Below are 21,936 nucleotides of genomic sequence, written 5' to 3'. Positions count from 1 at the left end.
GAATGAAACGGCCAGACACGGCGCTGCAACGTATACTAAGCTGTTACCTTTCGGTGATCTCTTTCGCTCTCACCGTATTAAGTTCGCTGCTGGAAAATTTGGCTTCAAACTTTCGCAGTGCCCCGTAGTCGTTGATGCTGGAAAACCAGAGAGATAGTGACTGTGTATTGGGCACTAAGTTAAGCTTGAGTGTCCTTTCCTCGCCAGGAGTGATCATTGTTGCATCGGCGACAAGTTCGGATTTCTGTAAATCCCCAATCTTAAGATCAGCCAGCGAAACGTGAAATAGACTGTGGTTCTTAACCTTCAATACGAGTTGGCCACCAATTCTTTGTAGTTCCCAAGTCAGTTGTTCAGGCGCTCGAGCTGCTTCGCCTTGCAAGCCGGCCGGTCGAAAAAAAACTTTAATTCTTTGACGTACAGCCAGTTGTAGTGTGTTGGCATCGGCAGAGCTTGACTGGGGGATTTCCTGAACATTCAGCCAGACTACTGACTCTTTGTCGGGGGGTAACCCATTGCCTTCATAAAGAATGCGTAGAAGTTGTTGTTCATTGGCTTCCACTCGGGCCAAAGGAGGCGAGACCGCAAAGGGAGGTGTTTTTGTTTCTGATGCGTAACTGTCGATCCACGACTGTACTAGCACTTTTTGGGATCCGTTGCGCACCGTGACGTTTGCTTCTTTTCGGGATCCGTCGAATATAACGCGGGTTGAACTTAGCGATATGCTGGCGGATGCCTGGAGTGAAAAAAGTAGACCAAATAAACTCAAAAGAACAGGAATAGGATGTCGCATTGTGTAATTAACCTAATGAGTGTTTACTGAGGCAAGTGAGGCATTGGTGCCTCACTTGCACCTGGTGTTACTCGTACTGCAGTACGAACGGGAGCGTTGCATTACCCGTACCAGCAGTGGCAGCTTTTGCATCGCCAGTGGTGACATAAGCGGCGGCGAAAGACAGAGTGCCATCGCCACCCGTACCTTGTTCGCCACTCAGCCCTGTTTCGATCTTGGCCGTGGTGTCGGAGCTCAAGTCAATCAGCTCGCCGTTGCCATCAAGCAGAGCGATACCTACACCTTTAGCGGAATCTGTACCCTGCAGTTTCAGAACTTTTTTTCCATCAACCAGTCCGGATCCACCATTCAGGCTCGGTTTGAAAACCATGGAGACTTTGGTGCCATCGTTGCAATTTACTTTGAGGTTGAAATTGTTCGCACTCATGCGCCCAGCAGTTGGGGCCGTGTCGCTGCCCATGTCCTTGATCGATACGTTGCCCATATCAACCGAGATCACTTTGTCCTTGCCCGTGGTGCCATCAACCGAGCAAGCGTCGTTGTTGATAATGCCTGTGAAGTTGATCTGTCCGCTGCCGCCTTTAACGGGTGCAGCAAAACTATTAGCGGAAGCTGCCAGAGCCGACAGGGTGAGGAGTGCAAGGGAAAACTTTTTCACTTTGAGTCCTTAGTAGCTTAAGAGTGTTTCGCTGGAGTTCGTAGACAATGTTAGGGCGATGTCCGAGGCCGGTCTTTAAGACTTGTCTCAAACCGTCTCCAGAGATTTTTTTGCTGCTAACCTAAGCGGCGGTAGGGAGTTGTCAAAGGCTCTAAGTTCAGCCTCTTGGTCGGTAGTGTTGGACTGGCGCATCGAGTGGTTCGTTTTTTTTGGTATTAAGCTGCGGCCTGTTTGATCAGAATTTTTTGCGTGGATAGAGATAAGTCTTGAAAGGCTCGGGGCGGATGGAGAAGAGATGTTCTCTAGTGAGCTAATGCCGCCGCACATTCATTTAGGTGAAAATTATCGCCATACCGAAATGTCGCTGGAGCCAGTACCTTTCTACGCGAGGCGCCGACCTCAGGCTCAAGCAAAGTCGCAGCTCCATCCAAGCACGTCGCTTGCTCATTGCTGGATAGAAGATGGCTTCTGCGCCCTTGGGTTCGAAGAACTCTCGCGACGCACTGATCCATCAGCCAGGCGCCCGTCATCCAGTCGACTGCTTGTGCAAGGCGTCTAAAGTCTCCCCTTCGTGTTGCTACGGACGCCGTCTCAGGTGGCGAGCGCCCGTTAAGAGACTTAGGTCGCGTACGTGAGTGAATCAGCTGTTCGCTCAGGCAGTAGGTGTCAGCCAGCGTCGCAGCATGTTGATGATGAATAAAGGAAGGTATGCCAATCGGACATTTCTAGATGCGCAACTTGATGTGCGAGAGAGCGGGTCCGCAAGCAACCCGGACCGCACACGTCAAAAAATAAGAGTTCGGAGGCTTGAATGCCGAATATTCTTAGCTGTAGTTTGATTTTGACACCGGCAGGGGTAGAGGTGAACCGCACTGCGCGCGGTTTAGCTGGTGTTCCGCTTGATCATGGCATTGAGATGCTGGTGGTTGCCGCCCCAATCATTCTAGCGCTGGCTCCAGGGCAATCCGATCGCACTGGCGCTAAGCACGCGTCTCGGTTTGTTCTTTTGGGGAATGCCACTGCGATTGCAAAGTCTCAATAGGGTGTGGCTATAACGATGCAGTGGTTTCGTTTGTTCTGCGCAGCGCAGTCGGAGAAGCTGATATTGAAGTATGAATCTGGAAAAAACTCGACTTTATTCTGGAAAGCCTGACTCGCCGCGGGTCGAACGAAACCGAAAAAACTCAAATAATGCCCGGAATCAGGGGGGCGCGCCCCCCAACGGTGTTGGACTGTCTTTTGGTCAAAGGTTTCTATCTTGATTTTTTGAGACAAATCTTGGAGTTCAAATTGTGCGGAACCGCTATCTTTGCGAATGCCAGATACGCGTGATTAGGCATAGGAATCGCATGAAGGGGGTGTTTCGAAGCCAGCTTGAGTGCGATCATTTTCGTCTCAAGAGTTCTCCAATAACTGTTTTGCTCTCGCGGAATAAGAACCGATCAGCTGGAGATGGAGTTTCGCCATGTTGAACCCTATCAGGGTAGGGGTGCTAGATAGGCACGAAATTGCACGTTATGGTTTGTGCGTGCATCTGCTTGATCAGCCGGGTATAGCAGTGTCGGGCTCCTACGCAAATTCCGCCACTGCATTGTGCGGTGCGCGTAAGGAAGGTTGGGACCTGCTACTTATGGGGGAGCTACTGGAGCATAGCAACCGTGTTGAGCTTATCAGGATATTGAGAGTTGAGCAGCCAGCACTGAGGTTCTTGGTTTTGTTGGATCAACCTCATTTGGGAACAGCTGTAACTCTTATGGCTGCGGGAGCCCACGGCGTTGTGTGTAAAAATCAGCCCCTTACGGATTATGTTGAAGCAATTCGCTCTCTGGCGTCTGGTGAATTTTACTTTTGTTGTAGGTTGGCTCCTGAGCAAAACTTTGAGCGTAGAGTTAGTGCTCGGCATGCCGGAATCGATAATGTTCGGGCCGACTTGTTTGACAGCGCCATGTTGACATCGCGAGAAAGGGAAGTACTAAGGTTATGTGCCGGCGGCCTGACGGTTACTCAAATTGCAATTAGCTCCGCGCGAAGTGTCAAAACTATCAGTGCACAAAAACAGGCCGCCTATCGAAAGCTGGGTCTGAAAAATGATCTCGACCTGTTCAGGATTTTTTCCCTGCGGTCTTCTTAATATTTGGCGCGCTGTAGCGGAAGGGGGTCCCAAACACCCTTAACGTTCGGCGCGCAATTTTTCAGTCGCCTCCTTTCACACCCTCCTGCGTGTTCCTTTCTGTATTCCAGCGGCGAGCCTATCGTCCGCGTTCCCGCTTTAGCCTGCGCACTGCCTAATTGGGACAGGTCTCATATCACTCGGCGTCCGCCTTAAAGAGAATTCTTATACCCCAAGAACGCCGTTGGCTAGCGAGAGATTCTGGTCGACTTAAGCGAATGTCGTCATTGGCGACATAAAAACAACCTGACGAAATAAAGGTAGAGCACGTGACTCCTAGTGCAGTGAGCATTGCAGTGGTAGACGGCAGGACGATTATTCAAGCGCTGGAGCTTCGTACCTCGAAGCATGGCGAGCCGCTCCGAATCAAGGCAATAGAACAGGGCAAGTACATTCTTGCCGAAGGCGAAAAAGGCTTCGCGCCGGAAAACATCACGGTCAAGCGCGTTGGCAAAGACCTGCACATCAGCTTGGAGGGCACTGACCTTGATCAGCCTCAGCTGATAATCGAGGGCTTCTACGACACCCAAAGTCAGGTTGTCGGTATGGCTGAGGACGGCACGTATTACCCGTACGTGGCATCCGATGCCGAACACGAACACGAAGTCGCTTTCTTGATGGATGATGTGTCTGCGCCTCAGGTACTGGGTGTTGAAGCATTAAATGGCTTTGGTCATGACCTGGTGGCGCTGGCGGGCTCGGGCATCTTGTGGCCAAGCGTACTGGGGTTGGGGGCGCTGGGCTTGATCGGTCTCGGCGTCGCGGCAACGCGTGACGACGGTGGCTCCAGTCAGCCTGCTCCTCCCCCGGAGATCGTGACTACTCCTGAAAAGCAGCCTGAAATTGGCACAGTGACCGACAACGTCGGCGATAAACAAGGCCTCCTTCTGCCGGGCGACATCACCGATGACACCACCCCGACGTTTAGCGGCACCGGCACTCCGGGCGCTGAACTGCAAGTTACCGATAATGGAAAAGAGATCGGAAAAGTTGTTGTAGACGAGAACGGTAATTGGGAATTCACCCCGGAGATGCCGCTAGACGAAGGGCAGCACGTGATTGTCATCGTCCCGGAAAAAGGCGGTGAACCATCGGATGGTTTTGAGTTAGAAATCGACACTAAGGCTCCTTCCCAGGTGGTGATCGATAGCATCACTGACGACGTTGGCGTGAAAATTGGTGTAATTGCCAACCATGGCCAGACTGACGACGCGACTCCGACCCTCAGTGGTCGTGCAGAACCCGACAGTCTGGTGTCTATCTTTGTCCATGGACAATTGTTGGGCACTACCTTGGTCGATGCCAATGGAAATTGGCAGTTCACACCAACAGCTTTGGCTGACGGTGAGTACGTGTTTACCGCCCATGCGACAGATGCCGCAGGTAACATCGGCCTGTCGTCTCTGCCTTATACAGTTACCATCGATACGGTTTCTCCCCAAAAGCCAGGTCTTGGCGGTGATGGGCATGGCATTAGCGATGTACTGGACAACGAAGGGTCGATTCAAGGTTCGATCACGAACGGTGGCGTCACCGATGACACTACTCCAACGCTAGTTGGCAAAGGCGAGCCTGGCGACACTGTCACCCTAATCGACAACGGCAAGGTTATCGGCGAGGTTGTGGTCGATGATGAGGGCGAGTGGACCTTTACCCCGAATACTGAATTCAATGAAGGTCAGCATGACTTGACGGCGGTGATTACCGATCCGGCGGGCAACAGTTCACTGCCGTCTGATCCATGGGTAATCCACGTTGACACTACTGCGCCGGTCAATCCGGGCGTTGAAAATGCCATCGACGACGTTGGTTCGATTGTCGGGCCAATCAAAACCGGTGAAACAACCGACGACAATAAACCGACTCTGGGCGGCTCCAGCGAGCCTGGTGCCACGGTGACCATTATTGATGACGGCAAGGTCATCGGTGAGGTTGTGGTCGATGACAATGGGCAGTGGACATTCACTCCGGAAACAGCTCTAGAAGACGGTGAACACGGTTTCACCGTCGTTATCACCGACCCAGCTGGCAACGCATCTGATGAGTCTGATCCTTTTATCGTAATTGTCGATACCGTGACGCCCGGCAAGCCGAGCATCGAGTCTGTGTTTGACGATGTCGGTGATGTCCAGGGCAACCTGAAGCCGGGTGATATCACCGACGACAACAAGCCGACTATCAGCGGTAAAGCTGAAGCCAACGGCACCGTGGTCATTTATGACAAGGGTGTTGAGATCGGCCATGCGCCGGTGGACGACAAAGGTCAGTGGACCTTTACCCCAAGCATCCCTCTGAGTCATGGCGAGCATAAGCTGGTCGTCGAAGCGGTGGACGCGGCGGGTAATGCCAGTGAGAAGTCCGATGTATTCGCTTTTGAAGTGTTTGCTGACGGCGCCCCAGCTGCACCGGCCATCACGGCGGTGAAAGACGATGTCGGCTCGATCAAGGGCAACATCCAGAAGGAAGGGGTTACCGACGATGCACGTCCGACCCTGGAAGGGACGGCCGAAGCGGGTACCACGGTGTCCATCTACAGCAACGGCAAGTTGCTGGGCACGGTCGAAGCTGACGTCAAGGGCAACTGGAGCTTCACGCCAGATGCCGACCTCAAAGACGGTCTGCACAACATCACTGCGACGGCCACCAACAGTGCGGGCAACACCAGCCCAAGCACGGGTGTGTATCCGATCACTGTCGATACCACCGCTCCGGGCACAGCCACGGCTGAGCTGAGCGATGACGTGGGTGCGATTCAGGGCCCAATCGTCAGCGGCGACATCACTGACGACAATACCCCGACCTTCAGCGGCAAGTCCGAAGCCAACAGCACCGTGATTATTTATGACCAGGGTGTTGAGATCGGTCGTGTTCCTGCTGATGACAAGGGTAACTGGAGCTTCACGCCAAGCACGCCACTGGTTGACGGTGGCCACAGCCTGAGCACTGCAGTCCAAGATAAAGCCGGTAACCTGGGCAAGCCGAGTGTTGCGATCGACTTTACTGTCGACACCAGCACCGTAGATATCTCGATCGCTCGTATCGTGGATGACTTCGGTAGCAAACAGGGCAACCTGGCCAGCGGCGACGTGACTGATGACAGCACACCAACCCTGCACGGCAAGGCGACGGCGAACTCGACCGTCAACATCTACGACGGCAAGGTATTGCTGGGCTCTACCCAGTCCAACGGCAAAGGGGAATGGAGCTTCACGCCAACTCAAGCGCTCGCGGAAGGTAAACACTCACTGACCGCTACCGTGGTCACTGCAGCCGGTGGTGAAAGTGCCCCGACGGCGGTATTTGATCTGACGATCGACATCACTGCACCGGGTAAAGCCATCATTGGTGAAGTGCTCGATGACGTGGGTGCGATCCAGGGCCCAATTGTCAACGGCGGCAGCACCGATGACACCACCCCGACCCTGTCGGGCAGCGGTGAACCGGGCAGCACCGTGCACATCTATGACAACGACAGCCAGCTGGGCAGCGTCGAAGTGGATGACAAGGGCAACTGGAGTTTCACGCCAAGCCCGCTGAACAACGGCGAGCACAGCTTCACGGTGACCAACGAAGATCAGGCCGGCAACGTCAGTGCACCGTCCGATGCCTACGTGGTAACGGTCGATACCGTGGCTCCGGTCAAACCGAGCATCGAGTCTGTGTTTGACGATGTCGGTGATGTCCAGGGCAACCTGAAGCCGGGTGATATCACCGACGACAACAAGCCGACTATCAGCGGTAAAGCTGAAGCCAACGGCACCGTGGTCATTTATGACAAGGGTGTTGAGATCGGCCGTGCGCCGGTGGACGACAAAGGTCAGTGGACCTTTACCCCAGCCATCCCTCTGAGTCATGGCGAGCATAAGCTGGTCGTCGAAGCGGTGGATGCGGCGGGTAATGCCAGTGAGAAGTCCGATGCCTTCGCTTTTGAAGTGTTTGCTGACGGCGCCCCAGCTGCACCGGCCATCACGGCGGTGAAAGACGATGTCGGCTCGATCAAGGGCAACATCCAGAAGGAAGGGGTTACCGACGATGCACGTCCGACCCTGGAGGGGACGGCCGAAGCGGGTACCACGGTGTCCATCTACAGCAACGGCAAGTTGCTGGGCACGGTCGAAGCTGACGTCAAGGGCAACTGGAGCTTCACGCCAGATGCCGACCTCAAAGACGGTCTGCACAACATCACTGCGACGGCCACCAACAGTGCGGGCAACACCAGCCCAAGCACGGGTGTGTATCCGATCACTGTCGATACCACCGCTCCGGGCACAGCCACGGCTGAGCTGAGCGATGACGTGGGTGCGATTCAGGGCCCAATCGTCAGCGGCGACATCACTGACGACAATACCCCGACCTTCAGCGGCAAGTCCGAAGCCAACAGCACCGTGATTATTTATGACCAGGGTGTTGAGATCGGTCGTGTTCCTGCTGATGACAAGGGTAACTGGAGCTTCACGCCAAGCACGCCACTGGTTGACGGTGGCCACAGCCTGAGCACTGCAGTCCAAGATAAAGCCGGTAACCTGGGCAAGCCGAGTGTTGCGATCGACTTTACTGTCGACACCAGCACCGTAGATATCTCGATCGCTCGTATCGTGGATGACTTCGGTAGCAAACAGGGCAACCTGGCCAGCGGCGACGTGACTGATGACAGCACACCAACCCTGCACGGCAAGGCGACGGCGAACTCGACCGTCAACATCTACGACGGCAAGGTATTGCTGGGCTCTACCCAGTCCAACGGCAAAGGGGAATGGAGCTTCACGCCAACTCAAGCGCTCGCGGAAGGTAAACACTCACTGACCGCTACCGTGGTCACTGCAGCCGGTGGTGAAAGTGCCCCGACGGCGGTATTTGATCTGACGATCGACATCACTGCACCGGGTAAAGCCATCATTGGTGAAGTGCTCGATGACGTGGGTGCGATCCAGGGCCCAATTGTCAACGGCGGCAGCACCGATGACACCACCCCGACCCTGTCGGGCAGCGGTGAACCGGGCAGCACCGTGCACATCTATGACAACGACAGCCAGCTGGGCAGCGTCGAAGTGGATGACAAGGGCAACTGGAGTTTCACGCCAAGCCCGCTGAACAACGGCGAGCACAGCTTCACGGTGACCAACGAAGACCAGGCCGGCAACGTCAGTGCACCGTCCGATGCCTATGTGGTAACGGTCGATACCGTGACGCCCGGCAAGCCGAGCATCGAGTCTGTGTTTGACGATGTCGGTGATGTCCAGGGCAACCTGAAGCCGGGTGATATCACCGACGACAACAAGCCGACTATCAGCGGTAAAGCTGAAGCCAACGGCACCGTGGTCATTTATGACAAGGGTGTTGAGATCGGCCGTGCGCCGGTGGACGACAAAGGTCAGTGGACCTTTACCCCAGCCATCCCTCTGAGTCATGGCGAGCATAAGCTGGTCGTCGAAGCGGTGGACGCGGCGGGTAATGCCAGTGAGAAGTCCGATGTATTCGCTTTTGAAGTGTTTGCTGACGGCGCCCCAGCTGCACCGGCCATCACGGCGGTGAAAGACGATGTCGGCTCGATCAAGGGCAACATCCAGAAGGAAGGGGTTACCGACGATGCACGTCCGACCCTGGAAGGGACGGCCGAAGCGGGTACCACGGTGTCCATCTACAGCAACGGCAAGTTGCTGGGCACGGTCGAAGCTGACGTCAAGGGCAACTGGAGCTTCACGCCAGATGCCGACCTCAAAGACGGTCTGCACAACATCACTGCGACGGCCACCAACAGTGCGGGCAACACCAGCCCAAGCACGGGTGTGTATCCGATCACTGTCGATACCACCGCTCCGGGCACAGCCACGGCTGAGCTGAGCGATGACGTGGGTGCGATTCAGGGCCCAATCGTCAGCGGCGACATCACTGACGACAATACCCCGACCTTCAGCGGCAAGTCCGAAGCCAACAGCACCGTGATCATTTATGATCAGGGTGTTGAGATCGGTCGTGTTCCTGCTGATGACAAGGGTAACTGGAGCTTCACGCCAAGCACGCCATTGGTTGACGGTGGCCACAGCCTGAGCACAGCGGTCCAAGACAAAGCCGGTAACCTGGGCAAGCCGAGTGTTGCGATCGACTTTACTGTCGACACCAGCACCGTAGATATCTCGATCGCTCGTATCGTGGATGACTTCGGTAGCAAAACAGGCAACTTGGCCAGCGGCGACGTGACTGATGACAGCACACCAACCCTGCACGGCAAGGCGACGGCGAACTCGACCGTCAACATCTACGACGGCAAGGTATTGCTGGGCTCTACCCAGTCCAACGGCAAAGGGGAATGGAGCTTCACGCCAACTCAAGCGCTCGCGGAAGGTAAACACTCACTGACCGCTACCGTGGTCACTGCAGCCGGTGGTGAAAGTGCCCCGACGGCGGTATTTGATCTGACGATCGACATCACTGCACCGGGTAAAGCCATCATTGGTGAAGTGCTCGATGACGTGGGTGCGATCCAGGGCCCAATTGTCAACGGCGGCAGCACCGATGACACCACCCCGACCCTGTCGGGCAGCGGTGAACCGGGCAGCACCGTGCACATCTATGACAACGACAGCCAGCTGGGCAGCGTCGAAGTGGATGACAAGGGCAACTGGAGTTTCACGCCAAGCCCGCTGAACAACGGCGAGCACAGCTTCACGGTGACCAACGAAGACCAGGCCGGCAACGTCAGTGCACCGTCCGATGCCTATGTGGTAACGGTCGATACCGTGACGCCCGGCAAGCCGAGCATCGAGTCTGTGTTTGACGATGTCGGTGATGTCCAGGGCAACCTGAAGCCGGGTGATATCACCGACGACAACAAGCCGACTATCAGCGGTAAAGCTGAAGCCAACGGCACCGTGGTCATTTATGACAAGGGTGTTGAGATCGGCCGTGCGCCGGTGGACGACAAAGGTCAGTGGACCTTTACCCCAGCCATCCCTCTGAGTCATGGCGAGCATAAGCTGGTCGTCGAAGCGGTGGATGCGGCGGGTAATGCCAGTGAGAAGTCCGATGCCTTCGCTTTTGAAGTGTTTGCTGACGGCGCCCCAGCTGCACCGGCCATCACGGCGGTGAAAGACGATGTCGGCTCGATCAAGGGCAACATCCAGAAGGAAGGGGTTACCGACGATGCACGTCCGACCCTGGAAGGGACGGCCGAAGCGGGTACCACGGTGTCCATCTACAGCAACGGCAAGTTGCTGGGCACGGTCGAAGCTGACGTCAAGGGCAACTGGAGCTTCACGCCAGATGCCGACCTCAAAGACGGTCTGCACAACATCACTGCGACGGCCACCAACAGTGCGGGCAACACCAGCCCAAGCACGGGTGTGTATCCGATCACTGTCGATACCACCGCTCCGGGCACAGCCACGGCTGAGCTGAGCGATGACGTGGGTGCGATTCAGGGCCCAATCGTCAGCGGCGACATCACTGACGACAATACCCCGACCTTCAGCGGCAAGTCCGAAGCCAACAGCACCGTGATTATTTATGACCAGGGTGTTGAGATCGGTCGTGTTCCTGCTGATGACAAGGGTAACTGGAGCTTCACGCCAAGCACGCCACTGGTTGACGGTGGCCACAGCCTGAGCACTGCAGTCCAAGATAAAGCCGGTAACCTGGGCAAGCCGAGTGTTGCGATCGACTTTACTGTCGACACCAGCACCGTAGATATCTCGATCGCTCGTATCGTGGATGACTTCGGTAGCAAACAGGGCAACCTGGCCAGCGGCGACGTGACTGATGACAGCACACCAACCCTGCACGGCAAGGCGACGGCGAACTCGACCGTCAACATCTACGACGGCAAGGTATTGCTGGGCTCTACCCAGTCCAACGGCAAAGGGGAATGGAGCTTCACGCCAACTCAAGCGCTCGCGGAAGGTAAACACTCACTGACCGCTACCGTGGTCACTGCAGCCGGTGGTGAAAGTGCCCCGACGGCGGTATTTGATCTGACGATCGACATCACTGCACCGGGTAAAGCCATCATTGGTGAAGTGCTCGATGACGTGGGTGCGATCCAGGGCCCAATTGTCAACGGCGGCAGCACCGATGACACCACCCCGACCCTGTCGGGCAGCGGTGAACCGGGCAGCACCGTGCACATCTATGACAACGACAGCCAGCTGGGCAGCGTCGAAGTGGATGACAAGGGCAACTGGAGTTTCACGCCAAGCCCGCTGAACAACGGCGAGCACAGCTTCACGGTGACCAACGAAGACCAGGCCGGCAACGTCAGTGCACCGTCCGATGCCTATGTGGTAACGGTCGATACCGTGACGCCCGGCAAGCCGAGCATCGAGTCTGTGTTTGACGATGTCGGTGATGTCCAGGGCAACCTGAAGCCGGGTGATATCACCGACGACAACAAGCCGACTATCAGCGGTAAAGCTGAAGCCAACGGCACCGTGGTCATTTATGACAAGGGTGTTGAGATCGGCCGTGCGCCGGTGGACGACAAAGGTCAGTGGACCTTTACCCCAGCCATCCCTCTGAGTCATGGCGAGCATAAGCTGGTCGTCGAAGCGGTGGACGCGGCGGGTAATGCCAGTGAGAAGTCCGATGTATTCGCTTTTGAAGTGTTTGCTGACGGCGCCCCAGCTGCACCGGCCATCACGGCGGTGAAAGACGATGTCGGCTCGATCAAGGGCAACATCCAGAAGGAAGGGGTTACCGACGATGCACGTCCGACCCTGGAAGGGACGGCCGAAGCGGGTACCACGGTGTCCATCTACAGCAACGGCAAGTTGCTGGGCACGGTCGAAGCTGACGTCAAGGGCAACTGGAGCTTCACGCCAGATGCCGACCTCAAAGACGGTCTGCACAACATCACTGCGACGGCCACCAACAGTGCGGGCAACACCAGCCCAAGCACGGGTGTGTATCCGATCACTGTCGATACCACCGCTCCGGGCACAGCCACGGCTGAGCTGAGCGATGACGTGGGTGCGATTCAGGGCCCAATCGTCAGCGGCGACATCACTGACGACAATACCCCGACCTTCAGCGGCAAGTCCGAAGCCAACAGCACCGTGATCATTTATGATCAGGGTGTTGAGATCGGTCGTGTTCCTGCTGATGACAAGGGTAACTGGAGCTTCACGCCAAGCACGCCATTGGTTGACGGTGGCCACAGCCTGAGCACAGCGGTCCAAGACAAAGCCGGTAACCTGGGCAAGCCGAGTGTTGCGATCGACTTTACTGTCGACACCAGCACCGTAGATATCTCGATCGCTCGTATCGTGGATGACTTCGGTAGCAAAACAGGCAACTTGGCCAGCGGCGACGTGACTGATGACAGCACACCAACCCTGCACGGCAAGGCGACGGCGAACTCGACCGTCAACATCTACGACGGCAAGGTATTGCTGGGCTCTACCCAGTCCAACGGCAAAGGGGAATGGAGCTTCACGCCAACTCAAGCGCTCGCGGAAGGTAAACACTCACTGACCGCTACCGTGGTCACTGCAGCCGGTGGTGAAAGTGCCCCGACGGCGGTATTTGATCTGACGATCGACATCACTGCACCGGGTAAAGCCATCATTGGTGAAGTGCTCGATGACGTGGGTGCGATCCAGGGCCCAATTGTCAACGGCGGCAGCACCGATGACACCACCCCGACCCTGTCGGGCAGCGGTGAACCGGGCAGCACCGTGCACATCTATGACAACGACAGCCAGCTGGGCAGCGTCGAAGTGGATGACAAGGGCAACTGGAGTTTCACGCCAAGCCCGCTGAACAACGGCGAGCACAGCTTCACGGTGACCAACGAAGACCAGGCCGGCAACGTCAGTGCACCGTCCGATGCCTATGTGGTAACGGTCGATACCGTGACGCCCGGCAAGCCGAGCATCGAGTCTGTGTTTGACGATGTCGGTGATGTCCAGGGCAACCTGAAGCCGGGTGATATCACCGACGACAACAAGCCGACTATCAGCGGTAAAGCTGAAGCCAACGGCACCGTGGTCATTTATGACAAGGGTGTTGAGATCGGCCGTGCGCCGGTGGACGACAAAGGTCAGTGGACCTTTACCCCAGCCATCCCTCTGAGTCATGGCGAGCATAAGCTGGTCGTCGAAGCGGTGGATGCGGCGGGTAATGCCAGTGAGAAGTCCGATGCCTTCGCTTTTGAAGTGTTTGCTGACGGCGCCCCAGCTGCACCGGCCATCACGGCGGTGAAAGACGATGTCGGCTCGATCAAGGGCAACATCCAGAAGGAAGGGGTTACCGACGATGCACGTCCGACCCTGGAGGGGACGGCCGAAGCGGGTACCACGGTGTCCATCTACAGCAACGGCAAGTTGCTGGGCACGGTCGAAGCTGACGTCAAGGGCAACTGGAGCTTCACGCCAGATGCCGACCTCAAAGACGGTCTGCACAACATCACTGCGACGGCCACCAACAGTGCGGGCAACACCAGCCCAAGCACGGGTGTGTATCCGATCACTGTTGATACCACCGCTCCGGGCACAGCCACGGCTGAGCTGAGCGATGACGTGGGTGCGATTCAGGGCCCAATCGTCAGCGGCGACATCACTGACGACAATACCCCGACCTTCAGCGGCAAGTCCGAAGCCAACAGCACCGTGATCATTTATGATCAGGGTGTTGAGATCGGTCGTGTTCCTGCTGATGACAAGGGTAACTGGAGCTTCACGCCAAGCACGCCATTGGTTGACGGTGGCCACAGCCTGAGCACAGCGGTCCAAGACAAAGCCGGTAACCTGGGCAAGCCGAGTGTTGCGATCGACTTTACTGTCGACACCAGCACCGTAGATATCTCGATCGCTCGTATCGTGGATGACTTCGGTAGCAAAACAGGCAACTTGGCCAGCGGCGACGTGACTGATGACAGCACACCAACCCTGCACGGCAAGGCGACGGCGAACTCGACCGTCAACATCTACGACGGCAAGGTATTGCTGGGCTCTACCCAGTCCAACGGCAAAGGGGAATGGAGCTTCACGCCAACTCAAGCGCTCGCGGAAGGTAAACACTCACTGACCGCTACCGTGGTCACTGCAGCCGGTGGTGAAAGTGCCCCGACGGCGGTATTTGATCTGACGATCGACATCACTGCACCGGGTAAAGCCATCATTGGTGAAGTGCTCGATGACGTGGGTGCGATCCAGGGCCCAATTGTCAACGGCGGCAGCACCGATGACACCACCCCGACCCTGTCGGGCAGCGGTGAACCGGGCAGCACCGTGCACATCTATGACAACGACAGCCAGCTGGGCAGCGTCGAAGTGGATGACAAGGGCAACTGGAGTTTCACGCCAAGCCCGCTGAACAACGGCGAGCACAGCTTCACGGTGACCAACGAAGACCAGGCCGGCAACGTCAGTGCACCGTCCGATGCCTATGTGGTAACGGTCGATACCGTGACGCCCGGCAAGCCGAGCATCGAGTCTGTGTTTGACGATGTCGGTGATGTCCAGGGCAACCTGAAGCCGGGTGATATCACCGACGACAACAAGCCGACTATCAGCGGTAAAGCTGAAGCCAACGGCACCGTGGTCATTTATGACAAGGGTGTTGAGATCGGCCGTGCGCCGGTGGACGACAAAGGTCAGTGGACCTTTACCCCAGCCATCCCTCTGAGTCATGGCGAGCATAAGCTGGTCGTCGAAGCGGTGGATGCGGCGGGTAATGCCAGTGAGAAGTCCGATGTATTCGCTTTTGAAGTGTTTGCTGACGGCGCCCCAGCTGCGCCGACTATTGATACCGTGTACGACGACCAGGGCAGCATTAAAGGCAACCTGAAACAGGGCGATGTCACCGATGACACCAAGCCGGCGCTCAGCGGTAAAGCTGAAGCCAACAGTACGGTGGTCATTTATGACAAGGGTGCTGCGATCGGCCGTACCTTGGCTAATAGTTCGGGCAACTGGACGTTCACGCCATCGACGGCGTTGTCTGAAGGCGTCCATACCCTGACGGCCAAAGCTATCGATGCCGCGGGTAACGCCAGTGGAGTGTCGAACAGCTTCGGTCTCACCGTGGATACTGTTGCGCCATCTGCGCCGACTATTGATACCGTGTACGACGATCAGGGTGCGATCACAGGCAACCTGAAAGCGGGTGACAGTACTGACGATAATAGGCCGACCCTGAGAGGTAAGGCTGAAGCCAACAGTACGGTGGTCATTTATGACAAGGGTGCTGAGATCGGTCGTGTGAAGGCAGATGCTGCGGGTAACTGGGGGTGCACGCCAGCGACGGCATTGTCTCAGGGCGCTCATACGCTGACGGCCAAGGCTATCGATGCCGCGGGTAACGCCAGTGGAGTGTCGAACAGCTTCGGTCTCACCGTGGATACTGTTGCGCCATCTGCGCCGACTATTGATACCGTGTACGACGACCAGGGTGCGATCACAGGCAACCTGAAAGCGGGTGACAGTACTGACGATAATAGGCCGACCCTGAGAGGTAAGGCTGAAGCCAACAGTACGGTGGTCATTTATGACAAGGGTGCTGAGATCGGTCGTGTGAAGGCAGATGCTGCGGGTAACTGGGGGTGCACGCCAGCGACGGCATTGTCTCAGGGCGCTCATACGCTGACGGCCAAGGCTATTGATGCCGCGGGTAACACCAGTGTTGTGTCGAACAGCTTCGGTCTCACCGTGGATACTGTTGCGCCATCTGCGCCGACTATTGATACCGTGTACGACGACCAGGGCAGCATTAAAGGCAACCTGAAACAGGGCGATGTCACCGATGACTCCAAACCGGCGCTCAGCGGTAAAGCTGAAGCCAACAGTACGGTGGTCATTTATGACAAGGGTGCTGAGATCGGTCGTGTGAAGGCAGATGCTGCGGGTAACTGGGGGTGCACGCCAGCGACGGCATTGTCTCAGGGCGCTCATACGCTGACGGCCAAGGCTATCGATGCCGCGGGTAACGCCAGTGGAGTGTCGAACAGCTTCGGTCTCACCGTGGATACTGTTGCGCCATCTGCGCCGACTATTGATACCGTGTACGACGACCAGGGCAGCATTAAAGGCAACCTGAAACAGGGCGATGTCACCGATGACTCCAAACCGGCGCTCAGCGGTAAAGCTGAAGCCAACAGTACGGTGGTCATTTATGACAAGGGTGCTGAGATCGGTCGTGTGAAGGCAGATGCTGCGGGTAACTGGGGGTGCACGCCAGCGACGGCATTGTCTCAGGGCGCTCATACGCTGACGGCCAAGGCTATCGATGCCGCGGGTAACGCCAGTGGAGTGTCGAACAGCTTCGGTCTCACCGTGGATACTGTTGCGCCATCTGCGCCGACTATTGATACCGTGTACGACGATCAGGGTGCGATCACAGGCAACCTGAAAGCGGGTGACAGTACTGACGATAATAGGCCGACCCTGAGAGGTAAGGCTGAAGCCAACAGTACGGTGGTCATTTATGACAAGGGTGCTGAGATCGGTCGTGTGAAGGCAGATGCTGCGGGTAACTGGGGGTGCACGCCAGCGACGGCATTGTCTCAGGGCGCTCATACGCTGACGGCCAAGGCTATCGATGCCGCGGGTAACGCCAGTGGAGTGTCGAACAGCTTCGGTCTCACCGTGGATACTGTTGCGCCATCTGCGCCGACTATTGATACCGTGTACGACGATCAGGGTGCGATCACAGGCAACCTGAAAGCGGGTGACATTACTGACGATAATAAGCCGACCCTGAGAGGTAAGGCTGAAGCCAACAGTACGGTGGTCATTTATGACAAGGGTACTGAGATCGGTCGTGCAAAGGCAGATGCTTCGGGTAACTGGACGTTTACACCAGCGACGGCATTGTCTGAAGGCGTCCATACGCTGACGGCCAAAGCTATCGATGCTGCGGGTAACACCAGTGGTGCATCTAACAGCTTCGGTCTCACCGTGGATACTGTCGCGCCATCTGCGCCGACTATTGATACCGTGTACGACGATCAGGGTGCAATCACAGGCAACCTGAAAGCGGGTGACAGTACTGACGATAATAGGCCGACCCTGAGAGGTAAGGCTGAAACTAACAGTACAGTGGTCATTTATGACAAGGGTGCTGAGATCGGTCGTGCAAAGGCAGATGCTGCGGGTAACTGGACGTTCACGCCAGCGACGGCATTGTCTCAGGGCGCTCATACGCTGACGGCCAAAGCTATCGATGCTGCGGGTCACACCAGTGGTGTGTCGAACAGCTTCGGTCTCACTGTGGATATTGTTGCGCCATCTGCGCCAACAATTGATACCGTCTATGACGATCAGGGCAGCATTAAAGGCAACCTGAAACAGAACGATGTCACCGATGACTCCAAACCGGCACTCAGCGGTAAAGCTGAAGCCAACAGTACCGTAGTCATTTATGACAAGGGTGCTGAGATCGGTCGTGCGAAGGCGGATACTTCGGGTAACTGGACGTTTACGCCAGCGACGGCATTGTCTGAAGGCGTCCATACGCTGACGGCCAAAGCTATCGATGCTGCGGGTAACACCAGTGGTGCGTCTAACAGCTTCGGTCTCACCGTGGATACTGTTGCGCCAACTGCGCCGACAATTGATACCGTGTATGACGATCAGGGCAGCATTAAAGGTAACCTGAAACAGAACGATGTCACTGACGACTCCCAACCGGCGCTCAGCGGTAAAGCTGGAGCCAACAGTACGGTAGTCATTTTTGACAGAGGTACCGAGATTGGCCGTACCTTGGTTAATAGTTCGGGCAACTGGACGTTCACGCCAGCGACGGCGTTGTCTGAAGGTGTCCATACGCTGACAGCCAAAGCTATCGATGGCGCGGGCAACACCAGTACCGTGTCTAATAACTTCGGTTTCACGGTAGATACAGTTGCGCCATCTGCGCCGACTATCGTCGCAGTGTACGACGATCAGGGTTCGGTCAAGGGAAATCTGCAACAGGGGGATAAAACCGATGACAGCAAACCAACTATCTCTGGTAAGGCTGAGGCTGGAAGTACTGTCACTATATATGACCAAGAAATTGAAATTGGTCATACGAACGCCGATGCTTCCGGTAATTGGACGTTCACTCCTGAGAAAGATCTTCTTAATGGTGCTCATTCGCTGTCTGTAAAGGCGCGCGATTTAGCTGGTAACACAAGTGCGAGCTCAGCTGCTTTTAAATTTGACGTGGTCCCTCCCGCATCTGTTGGATATGAAAATTTTGAGTCTCAAAGCTTAACACCGCCATCTGGTGTGAAAATTTTGTGTGTTGTAGGGCAATATCAATTTACTAAAGAGGGTGACTCCGTTGACGTGCCAATGGGGTATGGCCTACAGTTGTTCAACAACTCCGCTGTGAGACTGACGCTGCCTGATCCAACTGATAGTTTTTCATTTGATTACTTTGGCTTGCTGTACCAGAATATAGGTGCCGTTCTGGTGTACGGCGTGGACGGCCTTCAAATCGGAAAAAATATTTACCTGACGCCTAATGCCGGTCACGTAGGAGCTAGTTGGTCGAAAGTAGAATTCAAAGCACCTTCAGGAACATTGATATCGCACATAATCATTAGTTCTGGAACGGACCATGCCAATGGCTACAAAATTGATAACTTAAAGTGGGGTCAAGGGGTAAGGTCTTTGTCTTTGGATGATCCTATTAACCTTGATAACTCAATTTTTATGGATCGCGTATTGCATGAGAATGACATTTCGGATGATGCAGATTCTCTCGTGTTAATGGGGCGCAATATAGATGCGCGTGATTTGCTTGGTCACAAATCGATTCTTGATCTCTCCGGTCTGGTAAGAAATATTAGCGATGCCGAGCTCGAATATTCTTCAGAGTTGGGCGAATATCACAATGCGCTATCGCTATCTGATGTGCTGGAGGGGGGCGGCAGGAACTTATTTATTAATGATGACCAGATACAAATGATGGTTAAAGGTAATGTTGGCGACACTGTACAACTTGAAGAGCTGCTGCCTGACGGCACCGATCCAGGCGACTGGGCTCTTATGGGCGACGTCACGGTGGCCGGTGTTGTCTACAACACCTACCAACACTCGACCCTTGATGCTGAGGTGCTTGTGCAACAGGGGGTGACGGTGAACTTGGTGTAATTACTCGAGAGGCGGTACTACGATACCGCCATTTACCACTTTGTTTCCCCTTTTTTGATAGCCATGGACGTTACTGAAAATCAGCGTCCACGGCGGAGCTTTGACTATGTTCAAGCAAAAAACACAACTGGCAGCCTTACTGTGCGCTGCCTCGTTTGCCAGTGTCCTGTCTATCGAAGTCTGGGCAGTTCCCTCGGTGAGCGCCTTCGATACTGAATACCAACCGGGCGTCAAGGCCGGATCCGAACAAGTTCAGGTGATTTACTATCGTGTGGCTGAGCCTGCGCCTGCGCCCGGGGCAGCGCATGTGTACGTCGATCGTGAGTTTCACACTGGCCTGTTGCCTGGCGGGTACACCCGGTTCTGTGTGGCGCCGGGCAAGCATCTGCTCGGTAGTTACCTTGATGATGCGCCGCTGTACTTAGGTAAAACCGGTGAGACCTTTGAGGCCAACCTTGAAGTCGGCAAGACTTACTTCCTGCGGGTGAATGGCAGCAGTATGCCTCAGACGGTTGCCCGTGAAGAGGCAGAGCGTGAACTGCGCGGTAGCCGGGCACTGGAGCACACTCTGTCCCGTGCATCTCGCGTGAACGATTGCCATTATCAACTTGATACGGCCGTTACCTACAAGGACTACACCCTGTCTGGCGATGTGCTGTTCGCATTTGGCAAGTCCGGCTATGGCGACATTACTCGGCAAGGGCATGACGCTATCCGCACGCTGGTGGGGCAGCTGTCACGCGATGCAGTACAGCCCCAGCATGTCGAAGTGATCGGTCACACAGACCCTATCGGTTCGGCTGCGGCTAACAGGACACTGGGCCTGAAGCGTGCGCAAACTGTGCGCCGCTTGCTGGTCGAAGGCGGCTTGCCGGCCAACAAGGTCGGGGCGGTGAGTGCTGGCAGCCATGAGTTGCTGGTGGCCGATTGCGTCGGTTCCCGCACAGAGCAAGTGACTTGCCATGCGCCGAACCGGCGCGTGGTGGTTCGGGTTGAACTAGCCCCCATCAAGCCCTAATGGCAAGGCTACCAGGGCGGGCAGCTTCAGCTGCTTGCCCTGGGTGCCGATTATTCTTTTCAATCCTTTATCACCAGTCTATGGGCTGGCTGTGGCGAAGCTATGAGCATAAATCCTGTAAATCGCTGGCGGCATTATTTGTCGGTATGTGTAGTCATCCTGAGTGTGCCGTTTTACGCGCAGGAGCTGTGGGGTAAACAATCCGCGGGCCAGAGTGATCAACCGTATCATGGCGTGCCGCCGGTGGCCGCCGACCAGGCGCAAGTGGTGTATTACCGTTCCGCTGAAGGGGTGCAGCGGCGTAGTGCTGCGCATGTGTATATCGATCGCGAGTTCCACACCAGTCTGTTGTTAGGGGGCTACAGCGCATTTTGTGTCGTGCCCGGGGTACATACGCTGGGGGCTTATCTAGGCGACGAACCACTTTACCCGGGTAAGCGCCGCGATCTGTATCAGGCAACGCTTCAGGGCGGCAAGACTTACTTTCTGCAGGTGCGCGAGGATGGTAATACGTTGCCATTAGCAGTGAAGCGCAGCGAAGCCGAGCCGCAACTGAAGCTCACCTACGCGCAACAACATGTGCTGTCACGCGCGTCCCGGGTCGAAGCGTGCCGTCATTATAATTTCCTGGAAACGCACAAGGTGTCTGATCAGGACTTCAGCTTTACCGTTGACCGTCTGTTTCGTAACGGTACGTCGGAAATGTCGGCAGTGGGAAAACAGACCTTGCATCAGTTTCTGCAGAGCTTGCAGAAGGATGGCGTGCAAGCCCGTGAGATTCGCGTTGAAGGTCATACCGATCCGCTGGGCAACGAAGCTGAAAATCAGTTGCTCGGTTTGCAGCGTGCCAATGCTGTACGGGAGGCGTTGATTGCCTTGGGTGTTCCGCAGGCACTGATTCGAGCGTCGAGCAACGGCCATCGCGAGCCGCTGGTGCACATCTGTTATGGCAATCGTACCGAACAGCGAGCTTGTTACGCACCCAACAACCGGGTGGTGTTGTGGGTCCAGTCGAAAGAGGCAGCATTCTGAAGGGCTGCAGGTGAAGGGGGATGACTGTGCGGCACCTTCTGGTGCGGCCGCACTTTTAGGACAAGTCTTGTTCTGGCGTGAGCCCCTGCGCGTCAGAATCCTCTTATCGGTTTCAAGACGCAGATTGCCGTAGCAATCACCCCTTCACGGTATCCGCGTGAACGCCTTGCAAACTCCACTTTCAGCGGCTCG

At 55.8% G+C, this 21,936-nt stretch carries 6 protein-coding genes; 4 read left to right on the top strand and 2 right to left on the bottom strand.

The window, feature by feature from the left end:
* Nucleotides 1-43 precede the first annotated feature (43 nt).
* Nucleotides 44-793, bottom strand: a complete 750-nt coding sequence (locus ACYZT5_RS21640) for a fimbrial biogenesis chaperone (protein WP_462047333.1) — start codon at nt 791-793, stop codon at nt 44-46.
* Between the two features lie 67 nt (nt 794-860).
* Nucleotides 861-1,451: a fimbrial protein gene (locus ACYZT5_RS21635; protein WP_462047332.1), complete on the bottom strand. Its 591-nt coding sequence runs from the start codon at nt 1,449-1,451 to the stop codon at nt 861-863.
* Nucleotides 1,452-2,916: 1,465 nt separating this feature from the next.
* Between ACYZT5_RS21635 and ACYZT5_RS21630 the strand changes: the two genes are divergently transcribed.
* From ACYZT5_RS21630 to ACYZT5_RS21615, 4 genes are all read left to right on the top strand, one after another.
* Complete coding sequence (locus ACYZT5_RS21630; RefSeq protein WP_462047331.1) at nt 2,917-3,582, top strand: LuxR C-terminal-related transcriptional regulator; 666 nt, start codon at nt 2,917-2,919, stop codon at nt 3,580-3,582.
* 308 nt (nt 3,583-3,890) lie between these two features.
* Nucleotides 3,891-19,694 (top strand): Ig-like domain-containing protein, encoded by a 15,804-nt coding sequence (locus tag ACYZT5_RS21625; RefSeq protein ID WP_462047330.1) that lies wholly within the window; start codon nt 3,891-3,893, stop codon nt 19,692-19,694.
* Nucleotides 19,695-19,800: 106 nt separating this feature from the next.
* Nucleotides 19,801-20,712, top strand: coding sequence for an OmpA family protein (locus ACYZT5_RS21620; RefSeq protein WP_462047329.1), 912 nt, complete (start codon nt 19,801-19,803; stop codon nt 20,710-20,712).
* A gap of 102 nt (nt 20,713-20,814) precedes the next feature.
* Nucleotides 20,815-21,744, top strand: a complete 930-nt coding sequence (locus tag ACYZT5_RS21615) for an OmpA family protein (protein ID WP_462047328.1) — start codon at nt 20,815-20,817, stop codon at nt 21,742-21,744.
* Nucleotides 21,745-21,936 lie beyond the last annotated feature (192 nt).

This window comes from Pseudomonas sp. LB3P14, from assembly GCF_054898045.1.
This window is presented reverse-complemented; position numbering and strand designations above follow the sequence as displayed.

Bases quoted from the DNA above. Each gene is read 5' to 3' on its own strand.
- ACYZT5_RS21620 (WP_462047329.1), top strand. From the start codon at position 19,801: ATGTTCAAGCAAAAAACACAACTGGCAGCCTTACTGTGCGCTGCCTCG.
- ACYZT5_RS21640 (WP_462047333.1), bottom strand. From the start codon at position 793: ATGCGACATCCTATTCCTGTTCTTTTGAGTTTATTTGGTCTACTTTTT.
- ACYZT5_RS21615 (WP_462047328.1), top strand. From the start codon at position 20,815: ATGAGCATAAATCCTGTAAATCGCTGGCGGCATTATTTGTCGGTATGT.
- ACYZT5_RS21630 (WP_462047331.1), top strand. From the start codon at position 2,917: ATGTTGAACCCTATCAGGGTAGGGGTGCTAGATAGGCACGAAATTGCA.